Raw genomic sequence first — 24,542 nt, forward strand, 5'->3', positions numbered from 1 at the left:
TTGACCGCGAAATGAGGCTCAATTTCGCTTGATGGCCGCCCCGAGCCGCGCCAGCGCCGACTTGAGCTGTTCATCTTCGATGTCCCCGAGGGTCTCCTCCACCTTGGCGACACTCTTGGGGTCCGGCGGGCCCGGCCGGACCGGCCGCTTGGCGCGCGACAGGGGGGCCTGGCGGAAGGCGAGCTTGCCGACCGCGCTCCAGCCGAAGAAGCGGTTGACCCGTTCCAGGATCACATCCGCGGAATGCTGGATCTCCAGCGCCATCGGCCCCTCGACCCGCAGCACGAGCGTGGCCGGCTCCTGCGGCTGGCCCTCGACCGGTCGCGGCCATTGCATCTTGAGGGGCTCGGCATGCGCCGCGATCTCCGCCCCGGCAATCTGCGCCCACCGCGTCACCAACTCGCGCGCGGCAAAGCCCTGTTTGGCGTACGCCTCGGCAAAGACGTCGTTGAGCAGCAGCGAGAGCGGCTTGGCGCTGATGGGGCCCGGCTTGGGTGGGAATTTGGACATGGACCCTTATAGCACTGCGGCGTGAGAGCCACAGGCTCTTCGCCGTCATGGCCGGGGCTCGCCCCGGCCATCCACGTTCTCTTGCGAAGAAAGACGTGGATGCCCGCGACAAGCGCGGGCATGGCGTGGAGAGGTCGGTGCGTTGTCGTTACAGTGGGAGCATGAGCCCCAAATCCGCCCTGAAGGCGAAATCGGAACCCAGTCAGCCGGAGACCGCATCGCGCCCCTTGGCGCTGCTCGCCTGGTATGACCGCCACCGCCGCCACCTGCCGTGGCGGGCGGCGTCTGGTGAGGCATCGGACCCTTACCGCGTGTGGTTGTCCGAGATCATGCTCCAGCAGACCACGGTAAAGGCGGTCGGCCCTTACTTCGAAAAATTCGTCGCGCGCTGGCCGGATGTCACCGCGTTGGGACAGGCTTCGCAGGACGACGTGCTGCGGATGTGGGCGGGGCTCGGCTATTATTCCCGTGCGCGCAATCTCCATGCCTGCGCGGTCGCGGTGACGCGCGAGCATGGCGGCGTCTTTCCCGACACGGAGGAGAGGCTGCGCGCGCTGCCGGGCATCGGGCCTTACACTGCGGCCGCGATCGCCGCGATCGCCTTCGATCGCCGCACCATGCCGGTCGACGGCAATATCGAGCGGGTGGTGTCGCGCTTGTTCGCGGTCGAGGAGGAACTGCCGCAATCAAAACCGCTGATCCAGCAACTGGCGGCGACGCTCCTTGCCGACGCCCGCGCCGGTGATAGCGCACAGGCATTGATGGATCTCGGCTCTTCGATTTGCACGCCGAAGAAGCCGGCCTGCTCGCTGTGTCCGCTGAACGATGATTGCATCGCACGCGCGCAAGGCACGCAGGAGAGTTTTCCGCGCAAGACGCCGAAGAAGAGCGGGACGCTGCGGCGCGGCGCTGCCTTCGTCGTGACGCGCGGCGACGAACTGCTGGTCCGCAGCCGGCCCGAAAAGGGCCTGCTCGGGGGCATGACGGAGGTGCCGGGCTCGGACTGGCTCGCCGGTCAGGAGGACGCGACGGCGAAGCAGCAGGCGCCTGCGCTGAAGGGCCTGTCGCGCTGGCAACGCAGGGTGGGCGTCGTCACCCACGTCTTCACGCATTTTCCGCTGGAACTGGTGGTCTATACCGCCAAGGCAGAAGCTCGCACGCGGGCACCCGCGGGCATGCGCTGGGTGCCGATCGCGACGCTGCCCGGCGAAGCGCTGCCCAACGTCATGCGCAAGGTGATCGCGCACGGATTGCGCCTCCCGCCGGCCCCATCCTCCTGACACCACGCTGGCAGCAGGGCCGCGTTAACAGGGGCGACACGGAGGCTCCCCAATGGTCAAGACCGCGCTCGACAACTTTCCCAGGCCGCCCTGTGCCGAGCTGCTGGGATGGCGCCTGCTCGATGCCCGTCCGGAGGACGGCTGGATCAAGCTCGGCTTCGAGGGCAAGCCCGAATTCTGCAATCCGGCCGGCTTCATCCAGGGCGGAATGCTCTCGGCCATGCTCGACGACACCATGGGCCCGGCCGTGCTGGTGATGAGCGAGGGCCGGCTCTACACCACCACCATCAGCATGACCGTGAACTTCCTGAGCCCCGCAAAGCCCGGCCCGATCATCGGCGAGGCGACGGTGACGCAACTCGGCAAGACCATTGCCTTCGTCGAGGCCAGGCTGATGACCGAGGACGGCACCGTGCTTGCCACCGCGACCGCGAGCGAGCGGCTGCTGGAAGCGGCGAGAGTGGTTCGCTGATCCAGGTGCGGCGGGCCCATTCTGCTCGAATAGGAGGGGATGCCTCGCGCAGCGCGGAAGCGGACAGAGATCTACCCGCGCGTGCAATCGCAGAATTTGCTCGCGAATTCCTTGCGCACGCAATGAGCGTGCGGCTCGTTGTCGGCTCTAGCAACGCGAGCATTTGACTCGCGCATATTGTCGCAGCCCGCAGAGAAAACAGGTGGATCCGCGCAATCCGCAGGCGAATCGCGACGGTCGAGGCGCCATCGACGTGACTTGCGGCAAATTGACCAATTCATATTTTTGGCGGAAACTTTGAATGTTGCTGCCCCGATAAAAATTTCACAAACCTGAACGGGATGATTGTCAAGCTGCGCGTTATTTGAGGCCTTGAGGTGAGTCATGGCGCTTGCGCTTATTGAGACCGGTCACACCAACGTCGATCTTAAACCGTCCCCGATTGAGCCATCCTGGATCATTGAAGGAAATCCGGAAGCGCGCTCGCACCTGCTGTCAACCAGCGCGTGCGGCACCGCCACGACCCTGATCTGGTCCTGCACCATGGGCAAGTTCAACTGGTACTACGATCTCGACGAGACGATCATGATCCTTGAAGGATCAACGGTGATCGAGAGCGATGGCATGCCACCGAAGCGCTACGGTGTCGGCGACGTTGTCTTTTTCCGCGAGGGCGCGCACGCCAAATGGCACATCGAAGACTATGTGAAAAAGGTCGCCTTCCTGCGCCAGACCAATCCCGTCGGGCTCGGTTACGCTATCCGTGCCATCAACAAGCTTAAGCGCATGTCGTCAACCTTGGGCGGTCGTCGCTCCACCTAACTCGCACCCGTCAACGGCATTGCGGAGTGTGAAGCAACGACCTAGGTGCTCGCGCCTCTCGCATCGGCGCGCCGCGGCACGATCGGCGGCTTGGCATTCAGCGCCTCGACCTGGAACCCCGCGACGCGCTTGTAGTTCGCGGCGATGTCTTCCAGCTCGTGCTGCGACAGCACGTCGGTGACGACCTCAAAGCCGTCGGGCGCGCGCTCTTCGACCAGTTGCATCACCTGCTCGGGTCCGTTCTTGCGGTTGAGCAGGACGAGGTCGGTGGTCGCCGGCCTCCGCTCGGCCTCGTAGGCGAGCAGCGCTGCCTGCGTCGGGCCATGCGCCAGGATCTCGCGGGCGATGACGCGGGCATCGAGGATCGCCTGCGAGGCGCCGTTCGATCCGATCGGGTACATCGGATGCGCGGCATCCCCCATCAGCGTGACGCGGCCGAACGTCCACTGTGACACCGGATCGCGGTCGACCAGCGGATATTCGTAGGCGTGCGGGCAGTTCCGGATCAGGCCGGGCACGTCGAGCCAGTCGAACTGCCAGCTCTCGAACCACGGCAAGAACTCCTCCAGCCGCGCGGTGCGGTTATAGTCCTCGCGTCGCCACTGGTAGGTCGGCGGCATGTGGCGCTCGGCGACCCAGTTGATCAGATGGTTGCCCGCCGCATCCGGCACCTTGCTGATCGGATAGCAGACGAATTTCAGGATCTCGTGCCCGGCCATGATCATGGTGCGGCCGGTGAGGAATGCCTTTGCCGGCGTCACGCCGCGCCAGAGGATGCGGCCGTTCCAGATCGGCGGGCCTTCATCGGGATAGAGCTTTTCTCGTGCGGCGGAATGGATGCCGTCGGCGGCGATCATGATCGCGCCTTCGTAGGTGCCTGCGGCCTTGCCGGTCGCCTTGTCGATGAAATCGGCGCGGACGCCGTCCGCTGTCTCGGTCCAGCCGGTCAGATGATGGCTGGTGAGGATGCTGTCGCGGCCGAGCCGCTCGATTGCGGTGTCGAGCAGGAGCTGCTGCAGCGTGCCGCGATGGATCGAGAATTGCGGCCATTTGTAGCCGGCCTCCAGCCCGCGCGGCTCACTCCAGATCGGCTTGCCGTGCTTCGAGAAGTAGGCGAGCTCGCTTGTGCGCACGCCGCTGGCATCGAGCTTGTCGATCAGCCCGAGCTCGATCAGCTCGCGCACGGCATGCGGCAGCACGTTGATGCCGACGCCGAGTGGTTTCAGCTCCGCGACGCTCTCGAACACTTTTACGGGAACGCCGATTCCGTGCAGGCTGAGCGCAAGCGTTAGCCCGCCGATGCCGCCGCCGGCGATGAGTACCGTCATGACAAAGCCCCTCCGATTGCGGGCGTCTTGGCACAGGCGGGCGGATGTGGGCAACTGCGAAGAGGATGTCGTGCTATGGACCTCGGGGCCGACAGTCGTTAATTTCCAATTTTCCCATGAGGTCCGACATGCTCAAGCTCTACTACGCCACCGGCACCTGCGCGCTCGCTACCTACATCACCCTGGAGGAGGCCGGCGCCGACTACACGGCTGAACGGCTGAGCTTCAAGGACAATCAGCAGAACAGCCCGGACTATCTCGCCATCAACCCGAAGGGCCGCGTGCCCGCGCTGGTGACCGACCGCGGCGTCCTGACCGAGACGCCGGCGATGCTGGCCTATATCGCGCAGACCTTTCCCAAGGCGAAGCTCGCGCCGCTCGACGATCCCTTCGACTTCGCCCAGGTGCAGTCGTTCAATTCCTATCTCTGCTCGACCGTGCACATCAACCATGCGCACAAGATGCGCGGCGCGCGCTGGGCGACACAGGAGAGCTCGTTCGCCGACATGAAGGCGATGGTGCCGAAGACCATGGGCGCCTGCTTCGCCCTGATCGAGCAGAAGATGTTTAGGGGGCCGTGGGTGATGGGCGATCAGTTCACGATCTGCGATCCCTATCTTTACACCCTGTCGACCTGGCTCGAAGGCGACAGCGTCGACATCAACGCCACGCCGAAGATCGCCGATCATTTCAAGCGGATGTCGGAACGGCCTGCCGTGCGCAAGGTGATGGACGCGCAGAAGGCGTAAGAACGGCCACATATTCCCCTGTCGTCCCGGGCAAGCGAAGCGCAGACCCGGGACCCATAACCCCAGGGAGAGGTTTCGGCGCGAGCTGACAGCCACGAGTCTTCGCCAAACAGCGCCCTGGGGTTATGGGTCCCGGATCGGCGCGCGCTTGGGGCGCGCTTGTCCGGGACGACACCGTGCTTGTTGAAGCTGCATCCTATCCGGCCCTCCGCTTCTCCAACTCCCGTCCCGTCTCCAGCATCAGCCGCCGCAGCCAGATCGAGCCGGAATCCATCTGCGCGCGGGTCGGATAGAACATGAACTGCTCGTCGATGCCGGGGTCGAGCGGTGGGGTCACGGTGTCGAGGCCGAGCTGCCTCGACAGCGCCGCGATCAGCCGGCGCGGCACGAAGGCGACAAGGTCGGTGCGGGCGGCGACGTGCAGCGCTTCGAGATAGCCTGACACGACGAGTGCAATGTGCCGCTCGATGCCCTTGGCTCGCAGCCAGGTGTCGATCAGATCCTCACTATTGCCCCGGATGATCACGCCGACATGGCGCGCGGCGAGGAACGTCTCGCGCCGCTTCAGCTTGGCTCCCATGGGATGGCCGCGCCGCACCGCCAGCGCGTCGCTGTCGGTGTAGAGCAGCTGGCGGTGAAAGCCCTTGAAGGCGTTGCCGATCGAGATCACGAGGTCGATGGTGCGGGCGAACTCGGCGTGGAAGATCGCAGGCCCCCGCCACGGCACGACATCGACGCGAACGTTGGGCGCGGCCCGCGTCACTTTCTCCATCAAGGGCGGCATCAACAGCTCGACCGCGAGGTCCGGCATCATCAGGCGGAATTGCCGTTCGCTGCGCGCGGCGTCGAATTCATCCGGCACGAACAGCCCGCGCACCTGATCGAGCGCCTGTGCCAGCGGCGCGCGCAGGGCCTGTGCCCGCGGCGTCAGCTCCATGCGCGCGCCGGTGCGCACCAGCAGCGGGTCGCCGAAGATGTCGCGCAGGCGTTGCAACGCGTGGCTCGTCGCCGGCTGTGACAGGCCGATCCTCATGGCCGCGCGGCTGACATTGGCTTCGCGCAGCAGCGCGTCGAGTGCGGTCAAGAGGTTCAGGTCAAGCGAATTCAAATTCATGAGGCGAATAGATATCATATTGGCTATCGATTTGAAGAATGCTGATCGGCGGACGATGATCTCCCCGACGCCACCACACGGAGATGCCGCCATGAGCGCTGCCGCCAACAAGAAACTGATGCAGGATATTTTCGCCGCCGCCGCCAACCCCGATCCGGGCGCGCGCGACCGCGCCCTGTTCACCGCAAGCCTCGCCGACGATGCCAGATGGGTCGTGACCGGCCAGTATTCCTGGTCGCGCACCTTCACCGGCAAGGAAGCGATCCTCAACGATCTGCACGGCTATGTGCGCACCCGCCTGCGCGACCGGACGCGCACCGTTGCCCACCGCTTTATCGCCGATAGCGACATCGTCGTGGTCGAAGCCAAGGGCGACAACGTCACGCCGGAAGGCGTGCGCTACGACAACGATTACTGCCTGGTGTTTCGCCTGGAGGGCGGCAGGATCAAGGAGATCCGGGAATATTGCGACTCGGTCCTGACCGAGAAGGCGCTCGGCCCGTTTCCGCAAACACCCGCGAGGGCCGCGAGCTGACCGGATTGATCGACGTCGCGCCGACCGACCGACCCGGTCCGTTACGGCCGTCAATGGTCGTGCGGGCCTGGCGGACGCTGGTGGAGATCATGCGGATCGGGCGGGAGCGGTCCCGGGCCCGGTGCCAGCTCGCTGCCATGACCGAGCGGGAGCTGCAGGACTGCGGGATGACCCGGTCGGAGATTGCGTACGAGCTGCATAAGCCCCGCCGGCGAAGTTAAGATCGGAAGGCGTTGCCTCGCCCCCGCTGGAAGCGGTCGAGAACGCGCTTGGCAAAATGACGCAGGGGCGGCCTGACGAACGTCCATCGGGACGCTCCATGCAGCGATCTGCATGCGCCTGCGGGCCTTGCGCCAAAACCTTGCGCAACTGCCGATAAAATCAGCAGTTCTGCTGCGATCCTTCGCGCGCACGCGCGAAGGATTAGAAGGTTCAATTAACGAGTGTCCCCCATTGTGTCGCGGTGCAGCGTGGGTCGCCGAGCAACGACCCACGGCTGCCAGGGTGGCCGGTGACGATCGCCGGACGTTCGGCCGCTCGAATTCACATGCATCTGGGTGGACAGTGGGAATGCCGAAATTTCGTTTGCGGATCAGGGGACGCCTGTACGCAGGCTTCATGGCCTTGGTGGCGGTCGGTCTCGTGATGGCGGTGGTCGCCATCTGGAACTTGCGGGCCGTGCAGGATCAGGTCGCAAAACTCTCGGCGTTCTCGGACAGCACGGCGCGGGTTCTGGAGATCTCGACCCATCTCCAGGCGATCCAGCGGGCCAATCTGCGCTACATCTACGACGCCAGCGAACCTGCGATGAAGGAAGCTTCTGAACGGGAAGCCGCGGCGACCGAGCTGTTGAAGGTCGGAGCGCAGGGGACGGCCTCCGAGGAGCGGCGTAAGCTCTACGAAGATCTCATCACCGACATCGCCAGGATGCGGAGCCTGCGTGACAATCTCGGCGACGCCGTCAACGAGGCGCGAACCGGCAAGGCGACGCTGTTGCCGAGCGGCGACGAACTGACCGTCAAGATGGGCAAGCTGGTCGATACGGCGCGCGCAGCCGTTGACGAAGACACCGCGGCCCTCGTTGCGGACCTCGAATCCAGGCTCCTTCTCGTCCAGATCGCGAACTGGCGTTTCTTGGCCCTGCGCGACACCAAGGGGCCGGCCAACTTCAGGACGAATGTCGACAGGGCCATGCAGCGGCTCACGGCGCTCGAAAAGAGCCCGCAGGCGACGGAATTGCGCGCCACGCTCGCGCCGGTGAAGACCTCGCTCGGAATCTACAAATCCGCGTTCGAGACGACGTCGGCCGCGATGCTCCAGGCCGACGAGATCTATCACAAGAACCTCGCCCCGCTCATCGTCGAGAGCATCGGCAAGCTCAAGGTCGCCGAAACCACCCTGAAGAAGGACTACAAGGATTCGCGTACCACCGCCGAAGCCGTGATCGAGGGCACGACGTCCGTGCAGGCGATCGCGGGCGGCCTCGCCGTTCTGTTCGGGTTGATCGTCGCCTTCCTGATCGCCCGCAGCATCGTCGGTCCCCTGACCTCGATGACGCGCGCGATGGGGCTGCTCGCCGGTGGCAATCTCGAGGTCGAGATTCCCGGCCGCGGCAAGGCCGACGAGATCGGCGACATGGCCAAGGCGATCGAGGTGTTCAAGAACAACATGGTCGACACCGAGCGCATGCGCGCGGAGCAGGTGGAGGTCGAGGCGCGGCAGGCCGAGGGCCGCAAGAAAGACATGGTCCGGCTCGCCGACCAGTTCGAGCAGGCGGTCGGCGAGATCGTCGACACCGTGTCGTCGGCATCGAACGAGTTGGAGGCCTCGGCCGGCACGTTGACCACGACCGCCTCGCGGGCCCAGGACCTGTCCACGGAAGTCGCCAGCGCCTCACAAGAGGCCTCGGCCAACGTACAGGCGGTTGCCTCCGCGACCGAGGAGCTGTCCTCCTCGGTTTCGGAGATCGCCCGCCAGGTGCAGGAATCCGCCCGCATCGCCAGCGAGGCGGTGGGGCAGGCGAGCAGGACCAACGACCGGGTCGGCGAGCTCTCCAAGGCCGCCGCCCGCATCGGCGACGTGGTCGAGCTGATCAGCACCATCGCCGGCCAGACCAATCTGCTGGCGCTGAACGCCACCATCGAGGCGGCGCGCGCGGGCGAGGCCGGCCGCGGCTTTGCCGTGGTTGCCTCCGAGGTCAAGGCGCTGGCCGAGCAGACCGCGAAAGCGACCGGTGAGATCGGCCAGCAGATTTCCAACATCCAGGCCGCTACCGAGCAATCCGTCGGCGCCATCAGGGAGATCAGCGGCACGATCGAGCGGCTGTCGGAGATCTCGTCGACGGTCGCGGCGGCCGTGGAGCAGCAGGGCGCGGCGACGCAGGAAATCTCCCGCAACGTCCAGCAGGCGGCCCACGGCACCCAGCGCGTCTCGACCAATATCGGCGACGTGCAGCGCGGCGCCTCCGAGACCGGTTCGGCCTCCTCGCAGGTGCTCTCGGCGGCGCGCTCGCTGTCGGCCGACAGCAACCGGCTGAAGCAGGAAGTCGCGAGGTTCCTGAACTCGGTCCACGCCGCCTGATCGGCGCGGGCGTCTCAAGAGCAAAGGTCCACGCGCATGCGCGTGGACCTGCGCGGCGCGGGTGGATCCTTCAGCTCGATCGCGCGGGCAGCTGCTCGATGCCCGGATAAATTCGTCGATACAATTTTGCTGGGCGTGCGACTCGCACTGCGCCCTGGCGCAAACCGCGTCGGACAGTTTCGATTGCCACATTCCTGTTCAGATGATTGCAGACCTGGCGGTGCCCGCCATCTCCGCGGGCATTCTTTCGTGCGATCCTCCGTAGTCGACGCGTGGCAAATGCAGCATTGAATTAAGAAGTATTCTTCATGGTGTCGCGGTGCAGCGCGAATCTCCGAAAGGTGATTGCGGCTGGGCGGGGGGCCGCTGCGACGTCGGGGAGTCGTTCGGTTACTCCATCTCTCTTGCTATGGATGGACGGTGCAGATGCCGAGCTTGCGTTTCAGAATCCGGGGGCGTCTCTACGCCGGATTTTCGGTTCTCGTTGTCGTTGGCTTGATCATGGCCGCGGTCGCGATCTGGAATTTGTGGGCGGTCCAGGGCCAGATGGCGCGGCTATCCGCACTCTCGGACAACACGGCCCGCGTCCAGGAAATCTCGATCAACCTCCAGGCGCTGCGGCGCGCCAATCTCCGCTACATCTATGACGCCAACGAGCCGGCCTTCAAGGAGGCTGCGGAGCGGGAGGGGGCGACGGTGGAGCTGCTGAAGGACGCGGCCAAGTCGACGGTCTCCGAGGAGCGGCTCAAGATCTACAATGGCCTGATCGGTGACGTCGAAAAGATGAAGTCCCTGCGCGAGAGCATGGGCACCGCCGTCAACGAGACGGCGAAAGGCAAGGCTGTTCTGCTCGCCGGCGGGGATGAGCTGACCGCCAATAGCGGCAAGCTCGTCGACGCCGCGCGTGAAACTGGCGATACCAGCGTGACCGCCCCTGTCGCCGATCTCGAATCCAAGATCCTGCTGGTTCGTGTCGCAAACTGGCGCTTCCTCGCCGTCCGGGACGCAAAGGGGCCGGCGACCTTCAGGACCAATGTCGATCGGGCGCAGCAAGCGCTCAAGTCACTGCAGGAGGCCGGTCTGCCGGACGAGGTCAAGGTCGCGTTCGGACCGATCAAGAGCTCGCTTTCGGCCTACAAGGCGGCGTTCGAGACGACCTCCGCCGCAATCCTCCAGGCCGATGAAATCTACCGCAACAGTATCGCTCCCCTGATCGGCGAAAGCGTCGACAAGCTCAAGATGGCGGAGACCGGATTGAAGGCCGACTACCAGAAGTCGCGCGCGGCCGCCGATGGCGTCATTGCCAATACGACCTGGATCCAGGAAGTCGCCGGCGGCCTTGCGATCCTGTTCGGCAGCCTCGTCGCCTTCCTGATCGCGCGCAGCATCGTCGGACCGCTGACCACGATGACCCGGGCGATGGGAGCCCTCGCCGGTGGCGATCTCAAGGTCGAGATTCCGGGCCGTGGCAATCGCGACGAGATCGGCGACATGGCCAAGGCGATCCAGGTGTTCAAGGAGAGCATGGTCGAGACCGAGCGCCTGCGTCACGAGCAGGTCGAGGTCGAGGCGCGGCAGGCCGAGGGCCGCAAGAAAGACATGGTCCGGCTCGCCGACCAGTTCGAGCAGGCGGTCGGCGAGATCGTCGACACCGTGTCGTCGGCATCGAACGAGTTGGAGGCCTCGGCCGGCACGTTGACCACGACCGCCTCGCGGGCCCAGGACCTGTCCACGGAAGTCGCCAGCGCCTCACAAGAGGCCTCGGCCAACGTACAGGCGGTTGCCTCCGCGACCGAGGAGCTGTCCTCCTCGGTTTCGGAGATCGCCCGCCAGGTGCAGGAATCCGCCCGCATCGCCAGCGAGGCGGTGGGGCAGGCGAGCAGGACCAACGACCGGGTCGGCGAGCTCTCCAAGGCGGCCGCCCGCATCGGCGACGTGGTCGAGCTGATCAGCACCATCGCGGGCCAGACCAATCTGCTGGCGCTGAACGCCACCATCGAGGCGGCGCGCGCGGGCGAGGCCGGCCGCGGCTTTGCCGTGGTCGCCTCCGAGGTCAAGGCGCTGGCCGAGCAGACCGCGAAAGCGACCGGTGAGATCGGCCAGCAGATTTCCAACATCCAGGCCGCTACCGAGCAATCCGTCGGCGCCATCAGGGAGATCAGCGGCACCATCGAGCGGCTGTCGGAGATTTCCTCGACGGTCGCGGCGGCCGTGGAGCAGCAGGGCGCGGCGACGCAGGAGATCTCCCGCAACGTCCAGCAGGCGGCCCACGGCACCCAGCGCGTTTCCACCAATATCGGCGACGTGCAGCGCGGTGCCTCCGAGACCGGTTCGGCCTCCTCGCAGGTGCTCTCGGCGGCGCGCTCGCTGTCGGCCGACAGCAACCGGCTGAAGCAGGAGGTCGCCAGGTTCCTGAACTCGGTCCACGCCGCCTGATCGGCGCTGGCGTTTCAAAAGCAAAGGTCCACGCGCATGCGCGTGGACCCGGGTTGAAGGCGTGGCGCGATCAGGCGACCTTGGTCATCATGTGCTTGAACATGTTGGCGCGCGCTTCGTCGTCCATCTCGGCCTTGAAGGTGAACTTGTCCTTCAGCCCGATCGCGCGCACAGCCGCAGGGCGCGCCGAGATCTCGTCGACCAGGCGCTTTACGTTCGGATATCGTGCAAAGGCGTCGTCGCCGAGCTTGAATGGCACCATCCGCGCCCAGCCCCACAGCGCCATGTCGACGATCGAATAGCTGTCGCCGACCATGTAGCGGTGGTCTTTGAGGTGGCCGTGGAGAATCTTGTAGTGGCGATCGGTCTCGTACTGATAGCGGTTATGGGCGTAGTCGTGGTTCTGATCCTTCGGCGCGAAATGCTTGAAGTGCACGGCCTGGCCCGAATACGGGCCGACGCCGGTGGCGATGAACATCAGCCATGACAGCGTCTCGCCGCGCAACGACGCGGCGGGCAGGAATTTTCCGGTCTTCTCGGCGAGATAGAGCAGGATGGCGTTCGAGTCGAACACGATCGTGCCGCCGTCGTCGATCGCCGGCACCTTGCCGTTCGGATTGATCTTGAGGAAATCCGGCGTGAACTGCTCGCCCTTGCGGGTGTCGATCTTCACCGGCTCGAAAGGAAGGCCGGACTCTTCGAGATAAAGCGCGACCTTGGTCGGGTTCGGCGAACCGTTGAAATAGAATTTGAGCATCACACATCTCCCCAGTGTTTCTTGCCGAGAGTGAACGCAGCGTCATCGCCGCGGGGTCGGCCTGTCTTGCCTGAAGCTCGTCGGGGAGGGCAACCGGCGAGTTTGCCGGGCGGTACCTGCGCGCCGCGCAGATCAGCCGGCGTAACAAAGGCCGATCGCCGCCGTAATAATCATCCCGGCGCCGACGGCTTCCAGCCGCAGCCCGAGCCGCGCGGCAAGATGCATGTCGGAGGCCCGTGCCGATCGCTCCGATCCGCGCGAGTAGCCGTGCACGATGACGTCGTGATTGAAATCGTCGTGCGCCTCGTTGCTGCTGGCGAGCCCGACGCAGACCACGAGCACGCCGAACAGAGCGAGGCCGAAAAATCCCAGCAGCGCGATCAGGAACATCGGAAACATGCCGAGCAGGAAGATCGGCAGCAGCGGCACCAGCAGCAAGGTCTCGGACTGTCGTCGCATGAGAGCCAACCGGTCAGGACGGGGCTGATCGGTCGAATCTAGTCCTGGTTCCGCTGGCTTTCAACCACCGCTGTCACTCCGGGCGCGCCTCTTGGCGCGAGCTATGATGCGCAATTGCGCATCTGAGAGTCCATTGGGCGGCGTGTGCTTGGGTTCGATGGATTCCGGTTCTCGCTTCGCGAGCCCCGGAATGACGGAGGAGAGGGAGGACTACTCCGCCGCCATGCCGGAGCGGATCTCGGCGCGGAGCTCGTCGATCAGCTTGAGACCCTTCTTGGTCTCGACGTGCCAGAAGGTCCAGCCGTTGCAGGCCTGCGCGCCCTGCGCCACCGCGCCGATGCGGTGGATCGAGCCGACCTTGTCGCCGAACATGATGGCGCCGTCGGCGCGGACCAGTGCGCCGAGCTTCTTCTTGGCGTCGAACAGCTTCGTGCCGGGCATGATCATGCCGCGCTCGATCAGCTCGGAGAACGCGACCCGCGGCGCCTCGCGCGCGGTCATGAACGGGGCAAGGCTTGCCTCCGGCAGCGGCTCGACCGCGGCGATGCGGGCCTCGGCGGCCTTGGCGTAGGTCTTGTCGCGCTCGAAGCCGATATAGGAGCGGCCGAGACGTTTGGCGACGGCGCCGGTGGTGCCGGTGCCGTTGAAGGGGTCGATCACGAGATCGCCGGGCTTCGATGACGACAGCAGCACGCGCGCGAGCAGGCCTTCCGGCTTCTGCGTCGGATGCACTTTCTTGCCGTCGGCGCCCTTGAGGCGCTCCTCGCCGGTGCAGAGCGGGATCAGCCAGTCGGAACGTGCCTGCACGTCCTCGTTGGCGGCCTTCAGCGCTTCGTAGTTGAAGGTGTAGCCCTTGGCCTTCTCGTCGCGCGCGGCCCAGATCATGGTCTCGTGCGCGTTGGTGAAGCGGCGGCCGCGGAAGTTCGGCATCGGGTTGGTCTTGCGCCAGACGATGTCGTTCAGGAGCCAGAAACCGAGGTCCTGCATGATCGCGCCGACGCGGAAGATGTTGTGATAGGAGCCGATCACCCAGATCGTCGCCGACGGCTTCATCGCGCGGCGGGCGGCAAGCAGCCAGGCGCGGGTGAAATCGTCATAGGCGGAGAATGAATCGAACTTGTCCCAGTCGTCGTTGACGGCATCGACATGGGATTCGTCGGGGCGCTTCAGATCGCCCTTGAGCTGGAGATTGTACGGCGGATCTGCGAACACCAGATCGACCGAACCAGCCTGAAGCTTCGACATCTCGGCGACGCAATCACCGAGGATGATGCGATGCGACGAAGACTCAAAATTTGTGCGGGGCGCCCTTGCAGACGCCCCGCGACGCGACTCTACCATGACTCAAGAACTCTGACTCAGGCGACGCTGTCGGCGACGCGGGACCAAACAACCGACTGACCGTTACATTGAAGGGGCAAAGTAAAAATCGACTTAATCCGCCGCTTTCGTGTGCAGGCCTCGCATCGCGCGTCGTGCGTGGTTCGCTGTTCGCATTCGCCGAGTTTTACAGTGTATTTCTCGTTTCTTCGCGCTGCGGGAGCCGCTGGAGCTGCGAAACGACTCCAAATTTCTCTCGGAAAAAATTGCTCAACCCTCGGAAAAAATTGCTGGCATCGGCATGCTGTCGCACTAGGCAATAATTGCCGAGCGGGATATTGATAAAGGCAACGGAAATTTTACGTATGTGGCGCGTTGAGCTTTGTCGCATTTGCGCCCAATTGACGCCATCAAGGACTTAAGGGAAGCCCGCCATGCGCTACGATGATTTCCGCCGCAGCGACGACATCGAGGATCGTCGCGACGAAGGCGGCGGCGGGTTTGGCGGCGGCGGAGGCGGCGGGTTTGGCCTGCCCATGGGCGGCGGCGGGCTCGGCATCGGCACCATCATCGTGCTCGGCCTGATCGGCTACGCCTTCGGCATCGATCCGCGCATCCTGATCGGCGGCGCCGAGATCCTCACCGGCGGCGGCCAGGCGCCGAGCTACCAGACCGATCGCCAGTCGACGTCGGCCAAGCGCGGCGCGCCGACCGACGAGATGGGCAGCATGATCTCCGGCATCCTCGGCGAGATCGACGACCGCTGGAGCGAGATCTTCCAGGCCAGCGGCCAGTCCTACACCGGTCCGAAGATCGTGCTGTTCCGCAACGCCACCAATGGCGGCCGCTGCGGCATGGCGCAGTCGGCGATGGGCCCCTTCTACTGTCCGCCGGATCGCACCATCTTCCTCGACACCGGCTTCTTCCGCGAGGTCGAGACGCGCTTCCGCGGCTGCTCCGGCAAGTCGGCCTGCAATTTCACCACCGCCTACATCATCGCGCATGAAGCCGGCCACCACATCCAGAACCTGCTCGGCATCATTCCGCGCGTGACGCGGCTTCAGCAGCAGGCCGGCAGCAAGGCCGAGGCCAACGCGCTCCAGGTCAAGGTGGAGTTGCAGGCGGACTGTCTGTCCGGCGTCTGGGTCAACCGCGAGGCGAAGAAGCGTCCGAACTTCCTGGAAGCCGGCGACATCGACGCCGCGCTGACCACGGCCAGTGCGATCGGCGACGACACGCTCCAGCGTCAGGCCACCGGACGCGTCGTGCCCGATTCCTTCACCCATGGCTCGGCCGCGCAGCGCAAGCAATGGTTCATGACCGGCTACCAGCAGGGCACGGTCCAGGCCTGCAACACGTTCGGCGGCGGGTCGTAGTACACTGGACTTCGTGCCCCGGACGTAGCGCAGCACGAACTATGATGCCCAATTGCGCATCCGGGAATGCAGGAGTAGTGGCGTCATCCTGAGGTGCTCGCCTCTTCGGCGAGCCTCGAAGGATGGCGAGCTCCCGGCCCATCCTTCGAGGTGCGCCCTTGCGGTGCGCTTGCGCCGCAAGAGCGCGCACCTCCCGAGCGAACGCAAATGCGTTCGTCCGGGGATGACGGCGGTGGCCGGGGAAACAGGAGTGAAGTCGTGGCCTCGATCGACGAAGCAAAACAGTTCATCCCGCTCAACATCGCGGTGCTGACCGTCTCCGACACGCGCGCGCTCGCCGACGACAAGTCCGGCCAGACGCTGGCCGACCGCCTCACCGGCGCGGGCCATCATCTTGCCGCGCGCGAGATCGTCACCGACGACGTCGAGGCGATCCGCGCCGTCATCCGCCGCTGGATTGCGGATAGCGGCGTCGACGTCGTCATCACCACCGGCGGCACCGGCTTCACCGGGCGCGACGTCACGCCGGAGGCGATCGAGCCCTTGTTCGAGAAACGCATGGACGGTTTCTCGATCGCATTCCACATGCTGAGCCACGCCAAGATCGGCACCTCGACGATCCAGAGCCGCGCCACCGCGGGCGTTGCCGGGGCAACCTACATCTTCTGCCTGCCCGGCTCTCCCGGCGCCTGCCGCGACGGCTGGGACGGCATTCTCGCCGCTCAGCTCGACTACCGCACGCGCCCCTGCAATTTCGTCGAGATCATGCCGCGCCTCGACGAGCATCTGCGCCGGCCGAAGGCGCAAGGCGCGACTGCGTAGTTGCCGGCGTTGACGCTTTCTTCCCTTCTCCCCCTTGTGGGAGAAGGTGGCGCGAAGCGCCGGATGAGGGGTTCCCTCCGCGGAGACCTGTGCTCGCGGAGACATACCCCTCACCCAACTGAGCCCGCGTCTACCGGCGTCGCTGCCCTCTCCCACAAGGGGCGAGGGCATCGCGATGCGCATCTCGCTCTTTGCGACACTCGTTCTCGACTAGAATTTGTTGGTCAGCGAACTCCACACCATCAGCCACATCTGCCGGCACGCCTCCGCGTGCAGGCGTCGCGCCCGGCGCTTGTAGAGATCGACGAGCTCTCCGGTGATGCGGTGCGCGGATTGGTGCCGCTGGTGCATCAGAGATCGCGCTCCCAGGTTTCGCCGACGAGGTTCTGGCCGAAGCTGCGGTGCGGCTCGGTGGCGACCAGCTTGAAGCCGGCATCCTGATAGATTTTTCGCGCGGCTGTGAGATTGCTCTGCGTCCACAGTGTCATCCGCCGATAGCCGCAGGCCCGTGCGAACGAGACGCATTCGGCGACCAGCCGCTGGCCGAGACCCTGTCCGCGTGCGGCGGGGTCGAGCAGCAGCAGCCGCAGCTTGGCGACGTCGTCGCTGGCCTTCACCAGGAACACCGAGCCGACCGGGCGGCCCTCGATGTCGGCGATCCAGCAGCGCTCGCGCGAGGCATCGTAGGAGGTCATGTATTTGGCGACGATCTCGGCCACCAGCGCCTCGAAGCCGGAATCGAAGCCGTATTCGCCGGCATAGAGCGCGCCGTGGCTCTGCACCACCCAGCCCATGTCGCCGGGGCGGGGATCGCGCAGGATCGCGCGCGGCGCCGGCGCGCGCGGCAAAGCGAGCAGCCGCTCGATCGTCTCCATCGCTCCGGTGAGCCGCCTGCGCTCCTCGTCCGGCAGCGGCCGCAGCATCGCGGCGACGTCCTCCTGGGACGAGCGCTCCAGCTTGGCGAAGGCCTGGCGGCCCTTTGCGGTCAGGCTGAGCTGAACCTGCCGGCGGTCGCTGGCAAGCGGCTTGCGCGCGATCAGGCCGCTCTCGTCGAAATTCTGCACGATGCGGCTGAGATAGCCGGCGTCGAGCCCGAGCGCGATGCCGATCTCCTTGGCCGATTGCTCGCCTCCATGGGCGAGCTCGTAGAGCACGCGGGCCTCGCTCAGCGAGAACGGGCTCTTCAGGAGCTGCTGGTCGAGAACGCCGAGCTTGTGGGTGTAGAAGCGGTTGAAGGCGCGGACCGCCTGAACCTGGTCGTCGGCGACCTGTCCGGCCGCAGCGCTTGATGACGACGAGCTTGATGGCAGAGGGCTTGACGGCATGGGTCACCTCAATATTTGCCATTGTCAAACAATTATTTGACGTTGGCAAGTATCAAGGGCGAGTCTAAAAAGTGACTTCAGCCGACCATGACGATCCGGCTGCGCAGCATGGTTCGGGACGAGCGGCCGAGCCGGCGCAGCAGCCGCGCCTCGGAGCGGCGGGCCTGGGGCGGGTAGCCGCCGATCCGGTCGTAATGGTCACGCGCGATCAAAAGTCCCTGATCGCCGAGCGGGCCGACCAGCTTGCGGGCCACGGCGCGGAGCATGTCGCGGAATCCGGTGTCGGCGTAGGGCGAGCGGGCGTAGCGGAACACCGCCGCGCGGTCCCGGCCGCTGCTCGCGACGGCCTGGATGAATTGGGTGGTCTCCTCGATCCAGCCGGTTTCCAGCACCGCGCCTGCGGGCAGGAACATCAGCCAGGCCGACCGGGCCTGGAGCGCACCGGCGGCCAGCGCCGCGCCCTGCGAGGATCCCTCGAAGCCGATGAAACGGCAGCCGGCGACGTCGGCCACGCGCTCGATGACGCCGTTGCGGGTGCCGTCGACCAGGAGCACTTCCCGGACGATGCCCGCGGCGGCGCCGGGGACCAGCGCGGCCAGAGTTGCGACCGCCGTCTGCTCGACGCCCTCGGTCGGAATGATGACGCTCAGCATGGTTGAGGCTTCGATGTCCGCACTTCGGGAGAAGCGTAACTTGTTATGATGTTGTCATAAACACGCGGCAATGCCGAGTGCAACTTTTCGGCGGGGGCTCCGCCGTTCGATGGTAAACTGCCAGAGCCATCGCATCCAAAGATGTCCCGCGCGGGATGGCAATGTTGCTGAATATTTCGGCGCAGCTTTGTCTTGACCGTATTAACCCGGAGTTTCGTTCCGATCTTGCGCGCCACGCAGGCGGATCGCAATCCTACGAGAGGAGGATGCGAGCGGAACGACGCCCGGGAACGGGAAAAGCAGGCAATCCATTGTGCTGAAGAGGGCTTCGTATGACTGCCGATCAACTTGCTGTTAGCGCGCCGTCGACATCTCCCAGGCCGGCCGCCGCGCCGACCTTGCGGATCCGGGCGCTGATGCTGGGCGACCGCATCAATGCTTCGGGCCTCGAGCTCGGCGCGCTGGTGTCGTCGACGCCGGCCGCCTTCCGCGTCCATGCCGGCCTTGCCGTGATCTTCCGCTACGGCGTCGTGGTGCTGATCGGCCTGTTGCCTTCGGAGGAGAAGGTGCTGATCGACAGCCTGAAGCCGCGCGTGATCGGCGAGCTCAGCCCCTATGAGGAAGAGACCGCGCAGGCGCAGCTCTGCAACGACGAGAACGCCGAGGTGATCCAGCCGGGCGGGCCGATCTGCCTCGCCAAATTCTCCGACGACCGGTTGCTTCTGGTTGCCGACGCGCTCGCCAAGAGCACGTCGCTGGCGCGCGACGAACGGCGTGTCGCGGCCGTGTTCGACGTCATCGAGCCGTTCGCGCGCGAGCTCGCCGAGCGCGGCCGCACGCCGCGCCGGCGCAGGGCCATTCTGCAACTGATCGGCAACGCGCTGCTGGTGCAGCAGCGCGTCGCCGGCCGCGTCGCCGTCGCCGAGAAGCCCGACGTGCTCTGGGAGAAGCCCGAGCTCGACCGGCTCTATGCCCGCCTCGAAGACGAGTACGAATTGAAGGAGCGCCTCGACACGCTCGAGCGCAAGCTCACCGCCGTGTCCGAGACGGCCAATGCGCTGACAGACATCATCGACACCGAGCGCTCGTTGCGTCTCGAGATCGCCGTGGTGGTGCTGATCCTGATCGAGGTCGCGATCGGGTGTATCCAGATCTTCGCCGGCATTCACTGAGCCGCGGCGGCGCGTGCCGGCGGATCGAGGTCGCCGGCCTGCGATTGCCATTTCGCGATCTCGGCGAGTTCGGCGTCGGGGCGCGTCTCCACCGTGCGGCAGCGTCCGAGATAGAGTTGTCCCGCATCGCCCTCGATCGTGATCCAGTCGCCCTCCGACAATGTCGCGTCGGCAAGCTGGGCCTGCCGCGAGACAGGATCGATCTTCAGCGCGTGACAGCCGACCACGCAGGGCTTGCCCATCTGCCGCGCCACCAGCGCCGCATGCGAGGTCCGCGCGCCGACCGCCGTGACGATGCCGGCCGCCACCGCGAAGCCTGCGACGTCCGCGGTGCTGGTGTCGGGACGCAGCAGGATGACCGGATCGCCTGTGGCCGACAGGCGCTGGGCGCTTTCGGCGTCGAAGACCGCGCGGCCGACGCCGATGCCCCCGGACGCGCCGATGCCGATCGCCGCCGGCTCGCCCGCGCAGACCAGTGCGGTCGCGGCGAGCGAGGCGAGGTCGATCCCGGCGATCCGCTCCAGCGCCTCGTCCTGCGTGATCAGCCCCTCATGCACGAGGTCGATCGCGATCCTGACCGCCGCACGCGGCGTTCGCTTGGCCGCGCGCGTCTGGAGGATCCACAGCCTGCCATCTTCGACGGTGAACTCGACGTCCTGCACGTCGCAAAATTCACGCTCGAGCCGCTTCAGGATATCGCCAAGCTCGGCTTCGGTCCGCGGCAGTGCGCGCACGATCGCATCCTCGGCGTCGGGGGAGCGGCGCCCGGACACGACGTCCTCGCCCTGCGCATCGAGCACGAGATCGATCATCGGGCGCGGTGCGCCGGTCGAAGGATCGCGCGAGAAGGCCACCCCGGCACCCGATGCCAGCCCGCCATTGCCGAACACCATCGCCTGCACCGTGACGGCGGTGCCCTGGAGCCCTTCGAGTTGCTGGAGTTTCCGATAGGTCTTCGCCCGCTCGCTCGTCCAGGACCGGTAGACGGCTTGCGCCGCGGCCTCGAGCTGCGCGACCGCATCCTCGAGCCACCCATCGGCGTGATCCTCGACCAGCGCCTGTTCGTCGCCGGCAAGCCGCTCCAGCGCTTCGCTGTCGAGCGCACGATCGTTCTCGGCACCTTCGGCCTCGACCAGTTCCGAGATGCGGGCCGCGAATGCGGCGGCGTCCAGCCCGAGCACCGTCTCGCCAAAACTCTCCAGGAAGCGCCGCCGGCAGTCCCAGGCGAGCCGCGGCCGGCCGGTCGCACGGATCAGGCCGTGCACGGCATCCGACGTGCAGCCGACATTGAGCACGGTGTCGAGCATGCCCGGCATCGATCGGGCGGCGCCCGAGCGCACCGAGACCAGCAGCGGCAGCCGCCGGTCGCCGAACCGCCTTCCGGTCGCGCTCTCCAGGAAGGCAATTCCTTCCTTGAGCCCGTCGCTCAGATGACGCTCCGCATGCGCGTGCCCCGCGATGATGTCGGCGCAGAGCTTGACCGGCAGCACGAAAGCCGGCGGCACCGGCAGGCCCAGCGCCGCCATCCGGGCGAGGTTGGCGGCCTTGGCGCCGATCTCCTCGGCGGGACGCAATTCGGTCGCCTCGGCGCCGATACGCACGATATGCATGGTGCTTCCCCCTAGGCTGCGAGATCGATCATGATGTGCCGGCGCAACAGATGCCCGAAGCCGGCGAAACGGTCGGTGGCGCGCTCGATGGCGCGGGCAAGCTCGAGCACCGAGAGCGAGGTCGCGACGTCGAAGCCGCCGCCGAAGACCAGCGCGGTCGTCGCACGCTCGTGGCCGTCCGCGGCATGTTCGGCATCGATCAGGCGGCTCACGGCGGACAGCGCATCCTCGGAATCGGCGCGCCGCCCTTCCGGCACGTCGGTGGCCGCGGCGACGCCGCTGGCCGCGACCTCGGTCGCGGTCATCGCCACCACACAGAGTTCGGCGAGTGCGGTCAGCAGCGACGGATCGGTTCGCTCCGGCATCAGCGAGGCGATGAAGGCCGCCTGCTCCAGTTCGTCGACGGCCTCTTCGGCGCGATCGATCAACTGGGCGATCGTTGGCCGGGCGTTGAGCCGGTCGACTTCCTTGCGCGTTTCGAGCGCAATGCGATCGGCCTTCTGTTCGATCGCGCCGCAGCGTACCGCCAGCAGCTTGCGATCGGCCGGCTGGCCGGCCCGAAGCGTTGCAATATGGCGGGAGATCGCCGCAACGAGATCATGGGCAAGCCCGATCTGGCGCAGCACCGCGGCGAGCAGGGTGCCGTCAACGCGCTCCAGATGCCGCACCAGGTCGGCTTCGATCTGGTCGCGGACCGTCCTGACGGAGCGACCTGCGAGCAGCGCCTCGGTGGAGGCGCGCAGTGCCGCCTTCAGAAAATCGATCGCGGCGGCGCGGCCGAGCGCCTGGTCGAGCCGCTCGCCGAAGCCGATGCGCGCGGGGGCGGCGTTGCGCACCGCCGACCCCAACAGCTCGTTGCCGCCGAGCTCGAGAAAGCCGCGATGGCCGATCCGCTGTCGCGCCGCCCATTCCAGGATTCGTGTGGCGTCGTCCTTGGCAACCCAGGTCCGCAGCAGCTTGCGCGCCTTGTTCCAGTCGATCAGGAACACCAGCGCGGCGCCCACGGCCGCGAGGAATTCGTTGCGATCCGCGGCGTGAGCCGGCTGATACTGGCCGGTGACGAGATAGAATGAATTGTCTTCGCCGAGGCCCGCGGCGGTGTGACGGTCGAGCCCGCTCCAACTCGCCTCGAACTTGTCGAACAGCGAGATGAAGAATTTTGCCCGCGCCAGGTGTACGTCGGTGTAGGTGACAGTGACCGCGTTCTTCTTGACCGCGATCACCACCACATGGGCGTCCGTGGTGCCGATGTCGTTCTGGATCAGCAGCCGGCCGCCCGAGCGGGTCGCCATGGTGTCGAGACCGGGGTGGTTGAACTTCAGCCTTCGCGTCTGGTTCAGGCCTTTCATGAAGGCCTCCACCGCGCCGCGATCTTCGCCGTGCAGGCCGAACACATGGGCACCGTCGAGCGTTTCCTCCGAACAGTTCACCGCAAGCTTGTTCAGCGCCTTGTGCAGATCCATCACCAGCCGATGGAGGCTGTCGCCGGCCGTCTCGGCAACGCCGGTCAGGCGCGCAATGCGGGAAAGATCGATTTCGTTGGTGGCATCGAGCAGACCCGCGCTTCGGACGGCCGTCAGCCGCGCGTTCGCCTTGTCGCCGTCCGACGGCGCGCCGGCGCTGACGGCGCGGATCATGGCCGCAGCGTCGTCCTGGATCTCCTTCATCAGCTTGGCGAGGTTCGGCGCCGCGAGCCGGGACGGTCCGACCAGATGGGCGCCGCCGATCAGCGTTGCGATCGCGGCTGGTGCAATGCCGGCGGCGTGACTCTCGACCGCAAGCTCGCTGGCGGGACGATCGGGATCTTGCGCATGCCGAGCCGCCGCCTGGAGCGCACTCATCCGCACCTTGATGCGGTCATTGGCGGCAAGCCCTTCCGCCACCAGCGCGGGCAACAGGATGTCGCCCTGTCCGAGTTCTTCGATGATCTGGGTTTTCATGGTCTGTCCGCGCAACGGTTGATGCCGTCCTTATGCCGCGAAGTTGCGACGGCCTCATTGCGACAGATCATTCATAAAACCGTCACGCAGCGTGTCGTTCGCGCAGAAGCGCGGCGCAATGGCGCGCGATCGCGATCTCTTCGTTGGTGGGAATGATGAAAATATCGACCGCACTGTCGCCGGTGCCGATCCGCTCGCGTCCCTCGCTATTCGCCGCTGCATCGATGCGCACGCCGAGCCAGGCGAGACGCTCGCCGATCGCGCTGCGGATCTCGCTGGCATGCTCGCCGATGCCGCCAGTGAAGACCAGACAGTCCAGCCCCTGAAGCGTGGTCGCCATCATCGCGATCTCCTGCGCCGCACGGAAGGTGAAGAGATCGATCGCGTCCCGTGCCGCAGCCTCGCGGCTCGCAAGCAGCGTGCGCATGTCCGCGGACATGCCGGAGACGCCGAGCAGGCCCGACTCGTGATAGAGCAGGTGCTGGACGTCTTCGACCGACATCCCCTCGTGCTGCTGCAGATAGAGCAGCACGCCGGGGTCGATCGTGCCGCTTCGCGTCCCCATCACGAGGCCGTCGAGCGGCGTCAGTCCCATCGTGGTGTCGACGCTGCGGCCGTTGCGGAGTGCGCAGAGACTTGCGCCATTGCCGAGATGCGCGATGACGGTGCGCTTCGCAACGAGCTGCGGCGCGATTCCGGCGAGGCGGCCCGCGACATATTCGAACGACAGCCCGTGAAAGCCGTAGCGCCTGACGCCGCGCTCTTCATAGCGCCTCGGAATCGCAAAGCGGCTCGCAGGCGGTGCAAGTCCGTGATGGAAGGCGGTGTCGAAGCAGGCGATCTGGGTCAGCGCGCGACGGATCGCGGAGAGGGTGCGGACCGGCGCGAGGCAGCGCGGCTGGTGCAGCGGCGCCAGCGGCGTCAGGGCCTCCAGCTTCGCGGTGATATCGTCCGTCAATTCGACCGGGCCTGAATGATCCGGCCCGCCGTGGACGATACGGTGGCCAACTGCGCGCAAGCTGTCTTGGCCGAACCGGTCGTCGATGAAGGCGAGCGCGTCGGCGAACAGGTGGCCGCCGTCGGCATCGGCCTCGTCCCGCCGCTTCTCGAACAGGTCTTCGCCCGCGGGGCCTTTCACGACGAGCCGGGGCCTGGCCTCGTGCTCGTCGAGCAGGCCCTTGCAGAGCAGCGCAGGCTCGGCCGCCGAGATCTCGAACAGGCCGAACTTGATGCTCGACGAGCCCGAGTTGAGGACGAGAACCGCCTCTGGCGCCGGCATGGC

General features: G+C 66.0%; 23 protein-coding genes. 11 read left to right on the forward strand and 12 right to left on the reverse strand.

Annotated elements, in window-relative coordinates:
* Positions 1 to 18: 18 nt before the first annotated feature.
* Positions 19 to 510 carry a DUF721 domain-containing protein gene (locus BJA_RS12265; RefSeq protein WP_011085285.1) on the reverse strand — a complete coding sequence of 164 codons (492 nt, stop codon included), beginning with the start codon at positions 508 to 510 and terminating at the stop codon, positions 19 to 21.
* Between the two features lie 161 nt (positions 511 to 671).
* Here BJA_RS12265 and mutY point away from each other — a divergent pair, with 161 nt between their 5' ends.
* From mutY to BJA_RS12280, 3 genes are all read left to right on the forward strand, one after another.
* Entirely contained in the window at positions 672 to 1,790 is a 1,119-nt protein-coding gene (mutY, locus tag BJA_RS12270; protein ID WP_164930923.1) for an A/G-specific adenine glycosylase, read from the forward strand.
* Positions 1,791 to 1,842: 52 nt separating this feature from the next.
* Positions 1,843 to 2,262, forward strand: a complete 420-nt coding sequence (locus tag BJA_RS12275; protein WP_011085287.1) for a PaaI family thioesterase — start codon at positions 1,843 to 1,845, stop codon at positions 2,260 to 2,262.
* Positions 2,263 to 2,646: 384 nt separating this feature from the next.
* Positions 2,647 to 3,084, forward strand: coding sequence for a cupin domain-containing protein (locus BJA_RS12280; RefSeq protein WP_011085288.1), 438 nt, complete (start codon positions 2,647 to 2,649; stop codon positions 3,082 to 3,084).
* A 41-nt stretch (positions 3,085 to 3,125) separates the two neighbouring features.
* On the opposite strand, the gene BJA_RS12285 is transcribed toward BJA_RS12280, so the two are convergent.
* A complete protein-coding gene (locus BJA_RS12285; RefSeq protein ID WP_011085289.1) occupies positions 3,126 to 4,412 on the reverse strand; it encodes a flavin-dependent oxidoreductase in 1,287 nt (428 codons plus the stop codon).
* A gap of 128 nt (positions 4,413 to 4,540) precedes the next feature.
* Here BJA_RS12285 and BJA_RS12290 point away from each other — a divergent pair, with 128 nt between their 5' ends.
* Positions 4,541 to 5,161, forward strand: a complete 621-nt coding sequence (locus BJA_RS12290) for a glutathione S-transferase family protein (protein ID WP_011085290.1) — start codon at positions 4,541 to 4,543, stop codon at positions 5,159 to 5,161.
* A 196-nt stretch (positions 5,162 to 5,357) separates the two neighbouring features.
* Here the strand turns inward: BJA_RS12290 and BJA_RS12295 are convergent, their stop codons facing one another.
* The gene (locus BJA_RS12295) at positions 5,358 to 6,275 is read right to left on the reverse strand and encodes a LysR family transcriptional regulator (protein WP_011085291.1); all 918 of its coding nucleotides are present in this window, start codon (positions 6,273 to 6,275) and stop codon (positions 5,358 to 5,360) included.
* Between the two features lie 91 nt (positions 6,276 to 6,366).
* Between BJA_RS12295 and BJA_RS12300 the strand changes: the two genes are divergently transcribed.
* The 4 genes from BJA_RS12300 to BJA_RS12315 all read left to right on the forward strand — a co-directional run bounded on the left by BJA_RS12300 (position 6,367) and on the right by BJA_RS12315 (position 11,826).
* Positions 6,367 to 6,810 carry a nuclear transport factor 2 family protein gene (locus tag BJA_RS12300; RefSeq protein ID WP_063921415.1) on the forward strand — a complete coding sequence of 148 codons (444 nt, stop codon included), beginning with the start codon at positions 6,367 to 6,369 and terminating at the stop codon, positions 6,808 to 6,810.
* An 89-nt stretch (positions 6,811 to 6,899) separates the two neighbouring features.
* On the forward strand, positions 6,900 to 7,031 hold the full coding sequence (locus BJA_RS12305) for a DUF1127 domain-containing protein (RefSeq protein WP_236842263.1): 132 nt from the start codon (positions 6,900 to 6,902) through the stop codon (positions 7,029 to 7,031).
* A gap of 349 nt (positions 7,032 to 7,380) precedes the next feature.
* The gene (locus tag BJA_RS12310; protein ID WP_063921416.1) at positions 7,381 to 9,390 is read left to right on the forward strand and encodes a HAMP domain-containing methyl-accepting chemotaxis protein; all 2,010 of its coding nucleotides are present in this window, start codon (positions 7,381 to 7,383) and stop codon (positions 9,388 to 9,390) included.
* A 426-nt stretch (positions 9,391 to 9,816) separates the two neighbouring features.
* Entirely contained in the window at positions 9,817 to 11,826 is a 2,010-nt protein-coding gene (locus tag BJA_RS12315; protein ID WP_063921417.1) for a methyl-accepting chemotaxis protein, read from the forward strand.
* A gap of 70 nt (positions 11,827 to 11,896) precedes the next feature.
* On the opposite strand, the gene BJA_RS12320 is transcribed toward BJA_RS12315, so the two are convergent.
* The 3 genes from BJA_RS12320 to BJA_RS12330 form a co-directional block, all read right to left on the reverse strand.
* Positions 11,897 to 12,583 (reverse strand): glutathione S-transferase family protein, encoded by a 687-nt coding sequence (locus BJA_RS12320; protein ID WP_063921418.1) that lies wholly within the window; start codon positions 12,581 to 12,583, stop codon positions 11,897 to 11,899.
* 132 nt (positions 12,584 to 12,715) lie between these two features.
* Complete coding sequence (locus BJA_RS12325; protein ID WP_028175588.1) at positions 12,716 to 13,042, reverse strand: hypothetical protein; 327 nt, start codon at positions 13,040 to 13,042, stop codon at positions 12,716 to 12,718.
* A 210-nt stretch (positions 13,043 to 13,252) separates the two neighbouring features.
* Positions 13,253 to 14,383, reverse strand: coding sequence for a site-specific DNA-methyltransferase (locus BJA_RS12330; RefSeq protein WP_011085296.1), 1,131 nt, complete (start codon positions 14,381 to 14,383; stop codon positions 13,253 to 13,255).
* Between the two features lie 413 nt (positions 14,384 to 14,796).
* Between BJA_RS12330 and ypfJ the strand changes: the two genes are divergently transcribed.
* Both ypfJ and moaB read left to right on the forward strand, forming a co-directional pair.
* On the forward strand, positions 14,797 to 15,738 hold the full coding sequence (gene ypfJ, locus BJA_RS12335) for a KPN_02809 family neutral zinc metallopeptidase (protein ID WP_011085297.1): 942 nt from the start codon (positions 14,797 to 14,799) through the stop codon (positions 15,736 to 15,738).
* 258 nt (positions 15,739 to 15,996) lie between these two features.
* Positions 15,997 to 16,560 carry a molybdenum cofactor biosynthesis protein B gene (moaB, locus tag BJA_RS12340; protein ID WP_038965931.1) on the forward strand — a complete coding sequence of 188 codons (564 nt, stop codon included), beginning with the start codon at positions 15,997 to 15,999 and terminating at the stop codon, positions 16,558 to 16,560.
* A 210-nt stretch (positions 16,561 to 16,770) separates the two neighbouring features.
* On the opposite strand, the gene BJA_RS12345 is transcribed toward moaB, so the two are convergent.
* The 3 genes from BJA_RS12345 to BJA_RS12355 form a co-directional block, all read right to left on the reverse strand.
* Positions 16,771 to 16,911 (reverse strand): hypothetical protein, encoded by a 141-nt coding sequence (locus tag BJA_RS12345; RefSeq protein WP_157839392.1) that lies wholly within the window; start codon positions 16,909 to 16,911, stop codon positions 16,771 to 16,773.
* Complete coding sequence (locus BJA_RS12350; protein ID WP_011085299.1) at positions 16,911 to 17,885, reverse strand: bifunctional helix-turn-helix transcriptional regulator/GNAT family N-acetyltransferase; 975 nt, start codon at positions 17,883 to 17,885, stop codon at positions 16,911 to 16,913. Before BJA_RS12350 ends, BJA_RS12345 begins: the two co-directional genes overlap by 1 nt.
* 77 nt (positions 17,886 to 17,962) lie before the next feature.
* Positions 17,963 to 18,538 carry a glycosyl transferase gene (locus BJA_RS12355; protein WP_011085300.1) on the reverse strand — a complete coding sequence of 192 codons (576 nt, stop codon included), beginning with the start codon at positions 18,536 to 18,538 and terminating at the stop codon, positions 17,963 to 17,965.
* A 332-nt stretch (positions 18,539 to 18,870) separates the two neighbouring features.
* On the opposite strand from BJA_RS12355, the gene BJA_RS12360 reads away from it, so the two are divergent.
* Entirely contained in the window at positions 18,871 to 19,710 is an 840-nt protein-coding gene (locus BJA_RS12360; RefSeq protein ID WP_028175591.1) for an RMD1 family protein, read from the forward strand.
* On the opposite strand, the gene BJA_RS12365 is transcribed toward BJA_RS12360, so the two are convergent.
* From BJA_RS12365 to BJA_RS12375, 3 genes are all read right to left on the reverse strand, one after another.
* Complete coding sequence (locus BJA_RS12365; protein WP_011085302.1) at positions 19,704 to 21,320, reverse strand: PEP/pyruvate-binding domain-containing protein; 1,617 nt, start codon at positions 21,318 to 21,320, stop codon at positions 19,704 to 19,706. The two genes, BJA_RS12360 and BJA_RS12365, sit on opposite strands and share 7 nt — an antisense overlap.
* Positions 21,321 to 21,331: 11 nt before the next feature.
* Positions 21,332 to 23,260, reverse strand: coding sequence for a hypothetical protein (locus tag BJA_RS12370; protein ID WP_011085303.1), 1,929 nt, complete (start codon positions 23,258 to 23,260; stop codon positions 21,332 to 21,334).
* 82 nt (positions 23,261 to 23,342) lie between these two features.
* Positions 23,343 to 24,539, reverse strand: coding sequence for an acetate/propionate family kinase (locus BJA_RS12375; protein ID WP_011085304.1), 1,197 nt, complete (start codon positions 24,537 to 24,539; stop codon positions 23,343 to 23,345).
* Positions 24,540 to 24,542 lie beyond the last annotated feature (3 nt).

The organism is Bradyrhizobium diazoefficiens USDA 110 (assembly GCF_000011365.1).
Classification (GTDB): domain Bacteria; phylum Pseudomonadota; class Alphaproteobacteria; order Rhizobiales; family Xanthobacteraceae; genus Bradyrhizobium; species Bradyrhizobium diazoefficiens.

Excerpts from the sequence above, each read along its gene's own strand:
- BJA_RS12375 (WP_011085304.1), bottom strand. The coding sequence starts at position 24,539 with ATGCCGGCGCCAGAGGCGGTTCTCGTCCTCAACTCGGGCTCGTCGAGC.
- BJA_RS12350 (WP_011085299.1), bottom strand. The coding sequence starts at position 17,885 with ATGCCGTCAAGCCCTCTGCCATCAAGCTCGTCGTCATCAAGCGCTGCG.
- BJA_RS12365 (WP_011085302.1), bottom strand. The coding sequence starts at position 21,320 with ATGCATATCGTGCGTATCGGCGCCGAGGCGACCGAATTGCGTCCCGCC.
- BJA_RS12345 (WP_157839392.1), bottom strand. The coding sequence starts at position 16,911 with ATGCACCAGCGGCACCAATCCGCGCACCGCATCACCGGAGAGCTCGTC.
- BJA_RS12315 (WP_063921417.1), top strand. The coding sequence starts at position 9,817 with ATGCCGAGCTTGCGTTTCAGAATCCGGGGGCGTCTCTACGCCGGATTT.
- mutY (WP_164930923.1), top strand. The coding sequence starts at position 672 with ATGAGCCCCAAATCCGCCCTGAAGGCGAAATCGGAACCCAGTCAGCCG.
- BJA_RS12305 (WP_236842263.1), top strand. The coding sequence starts at position 6,900 with ATGCGGATCGGGCGGGAGCGGTCCCGGGCCCGGTGCCAGCTCGCTGCC.
- BJA_RS12355 (WP_011085300.1), bottom strand. The coding sequence starts at position 18,538 with ATGCTGAGCGTCATCATTCCGACCGAGGGCGTCGAGCAGACGGCGGTC.
- BJA_RS12310 (WP_063921416.1), top strand. The coding sequence starts at position 7,381 with ATGCCGAAATTTCGTTTGCGGATCAGGGGACGCCTGTACGCAGGCTTC.
- BJA_RS12275 (WP_011085287.1), top strand. The coding sequence starts at position 1,843 with ATGGTCAAGACCGCGCTCGACAACTTTCCCAGGCCGCCCTGTGCCGAG.
- BJA_RS12360 (WP_028175591.1), top strand. The coding sequence starts at position 18,871 with ATGACTGCCGATCAACTTGCTGTTAGCGCGCCGTCGACATCTCCCAGG.
- BJA_RS12300 (WP_063921415.1), top strand. The coding sequence starts at position 6,367 with ATGAGCGCTGCCGCCAACAAGAAACTGATGCAGGATATTTTCGCCGCC.
- BJA_RS12290 (WP_011085290.1), top strand. The coding sequence starts at position 4,541 with ATGCTCAAGCTCTACTACGCCACCGGCACCTGCGCGCTCGCTACCTAC.
- ypfJ (WP_011085297.1), top strand. The coding sequence starts at position 14,797 with ATGCGCTACGATGATTTCCGCCGCAGCGACGACATCGAGGATCGTCGC.
- BJA_RS12285 (WP_011085289.1), bottom strand. The coding sequence starts at position 4,412 with ATGACGGTACTCATCGCCGGCGGCGGCATCGGCGGGCTAACGCTTGCG.
- BJA_RS12330 (WP_011085296.1), bottom strand. The coding sequence starts at position 14,383 with ATGGTAGAGTCGCGTCGCGGGGCGTCTGCAAGGGCGCCCCGCACAAAT.
- BJA_RS12295 (WP_011085291.1), bottom strand. The coding sequence starts at position 6,275 with ATGAATTTGAATTCGCTTGACCTGAACCTCTTGACCGCACTCGACGCG.
- BJA_RS12320 (WP_063921418.1), bottom strand. The coding sequence starts at position 12,583 with ATGCTCAAATTCTATTTCAACGGTTCGCCGAACCCGACCAAGGTCGCG.
- BJA_RS12325 (WP_028175588.1), bottom strand. The coding sequence starts at position 13,042 with ATGCGACGACAGTCCGAGACCTTGCTGCTGGTGCCGCTGCTGCCGATC.
- BJA_RS12280 (WP_011085288.1), top strand. The coding sequence starts at position 2,647 with ATGGCGCTTGCGCTTATTGAGACCGGTCACACCAACGTCGATCTTAAA.
- BJA_RS12265 (WP_011085285.1), bottom strand. The coding sequence starts at position 510 with ATGTCCAAATTCCCACCCAAGCCGGGCCCCATCAGCGCCAAGCCGCTC.
- BJA_RS12370 (WP_011085303.1), bottom strand. The coding sequence starts at position 23,260 with ATGAAAACCCAGATCATCGAAGAACTCGGACAGGGCGACATCCTGTTG.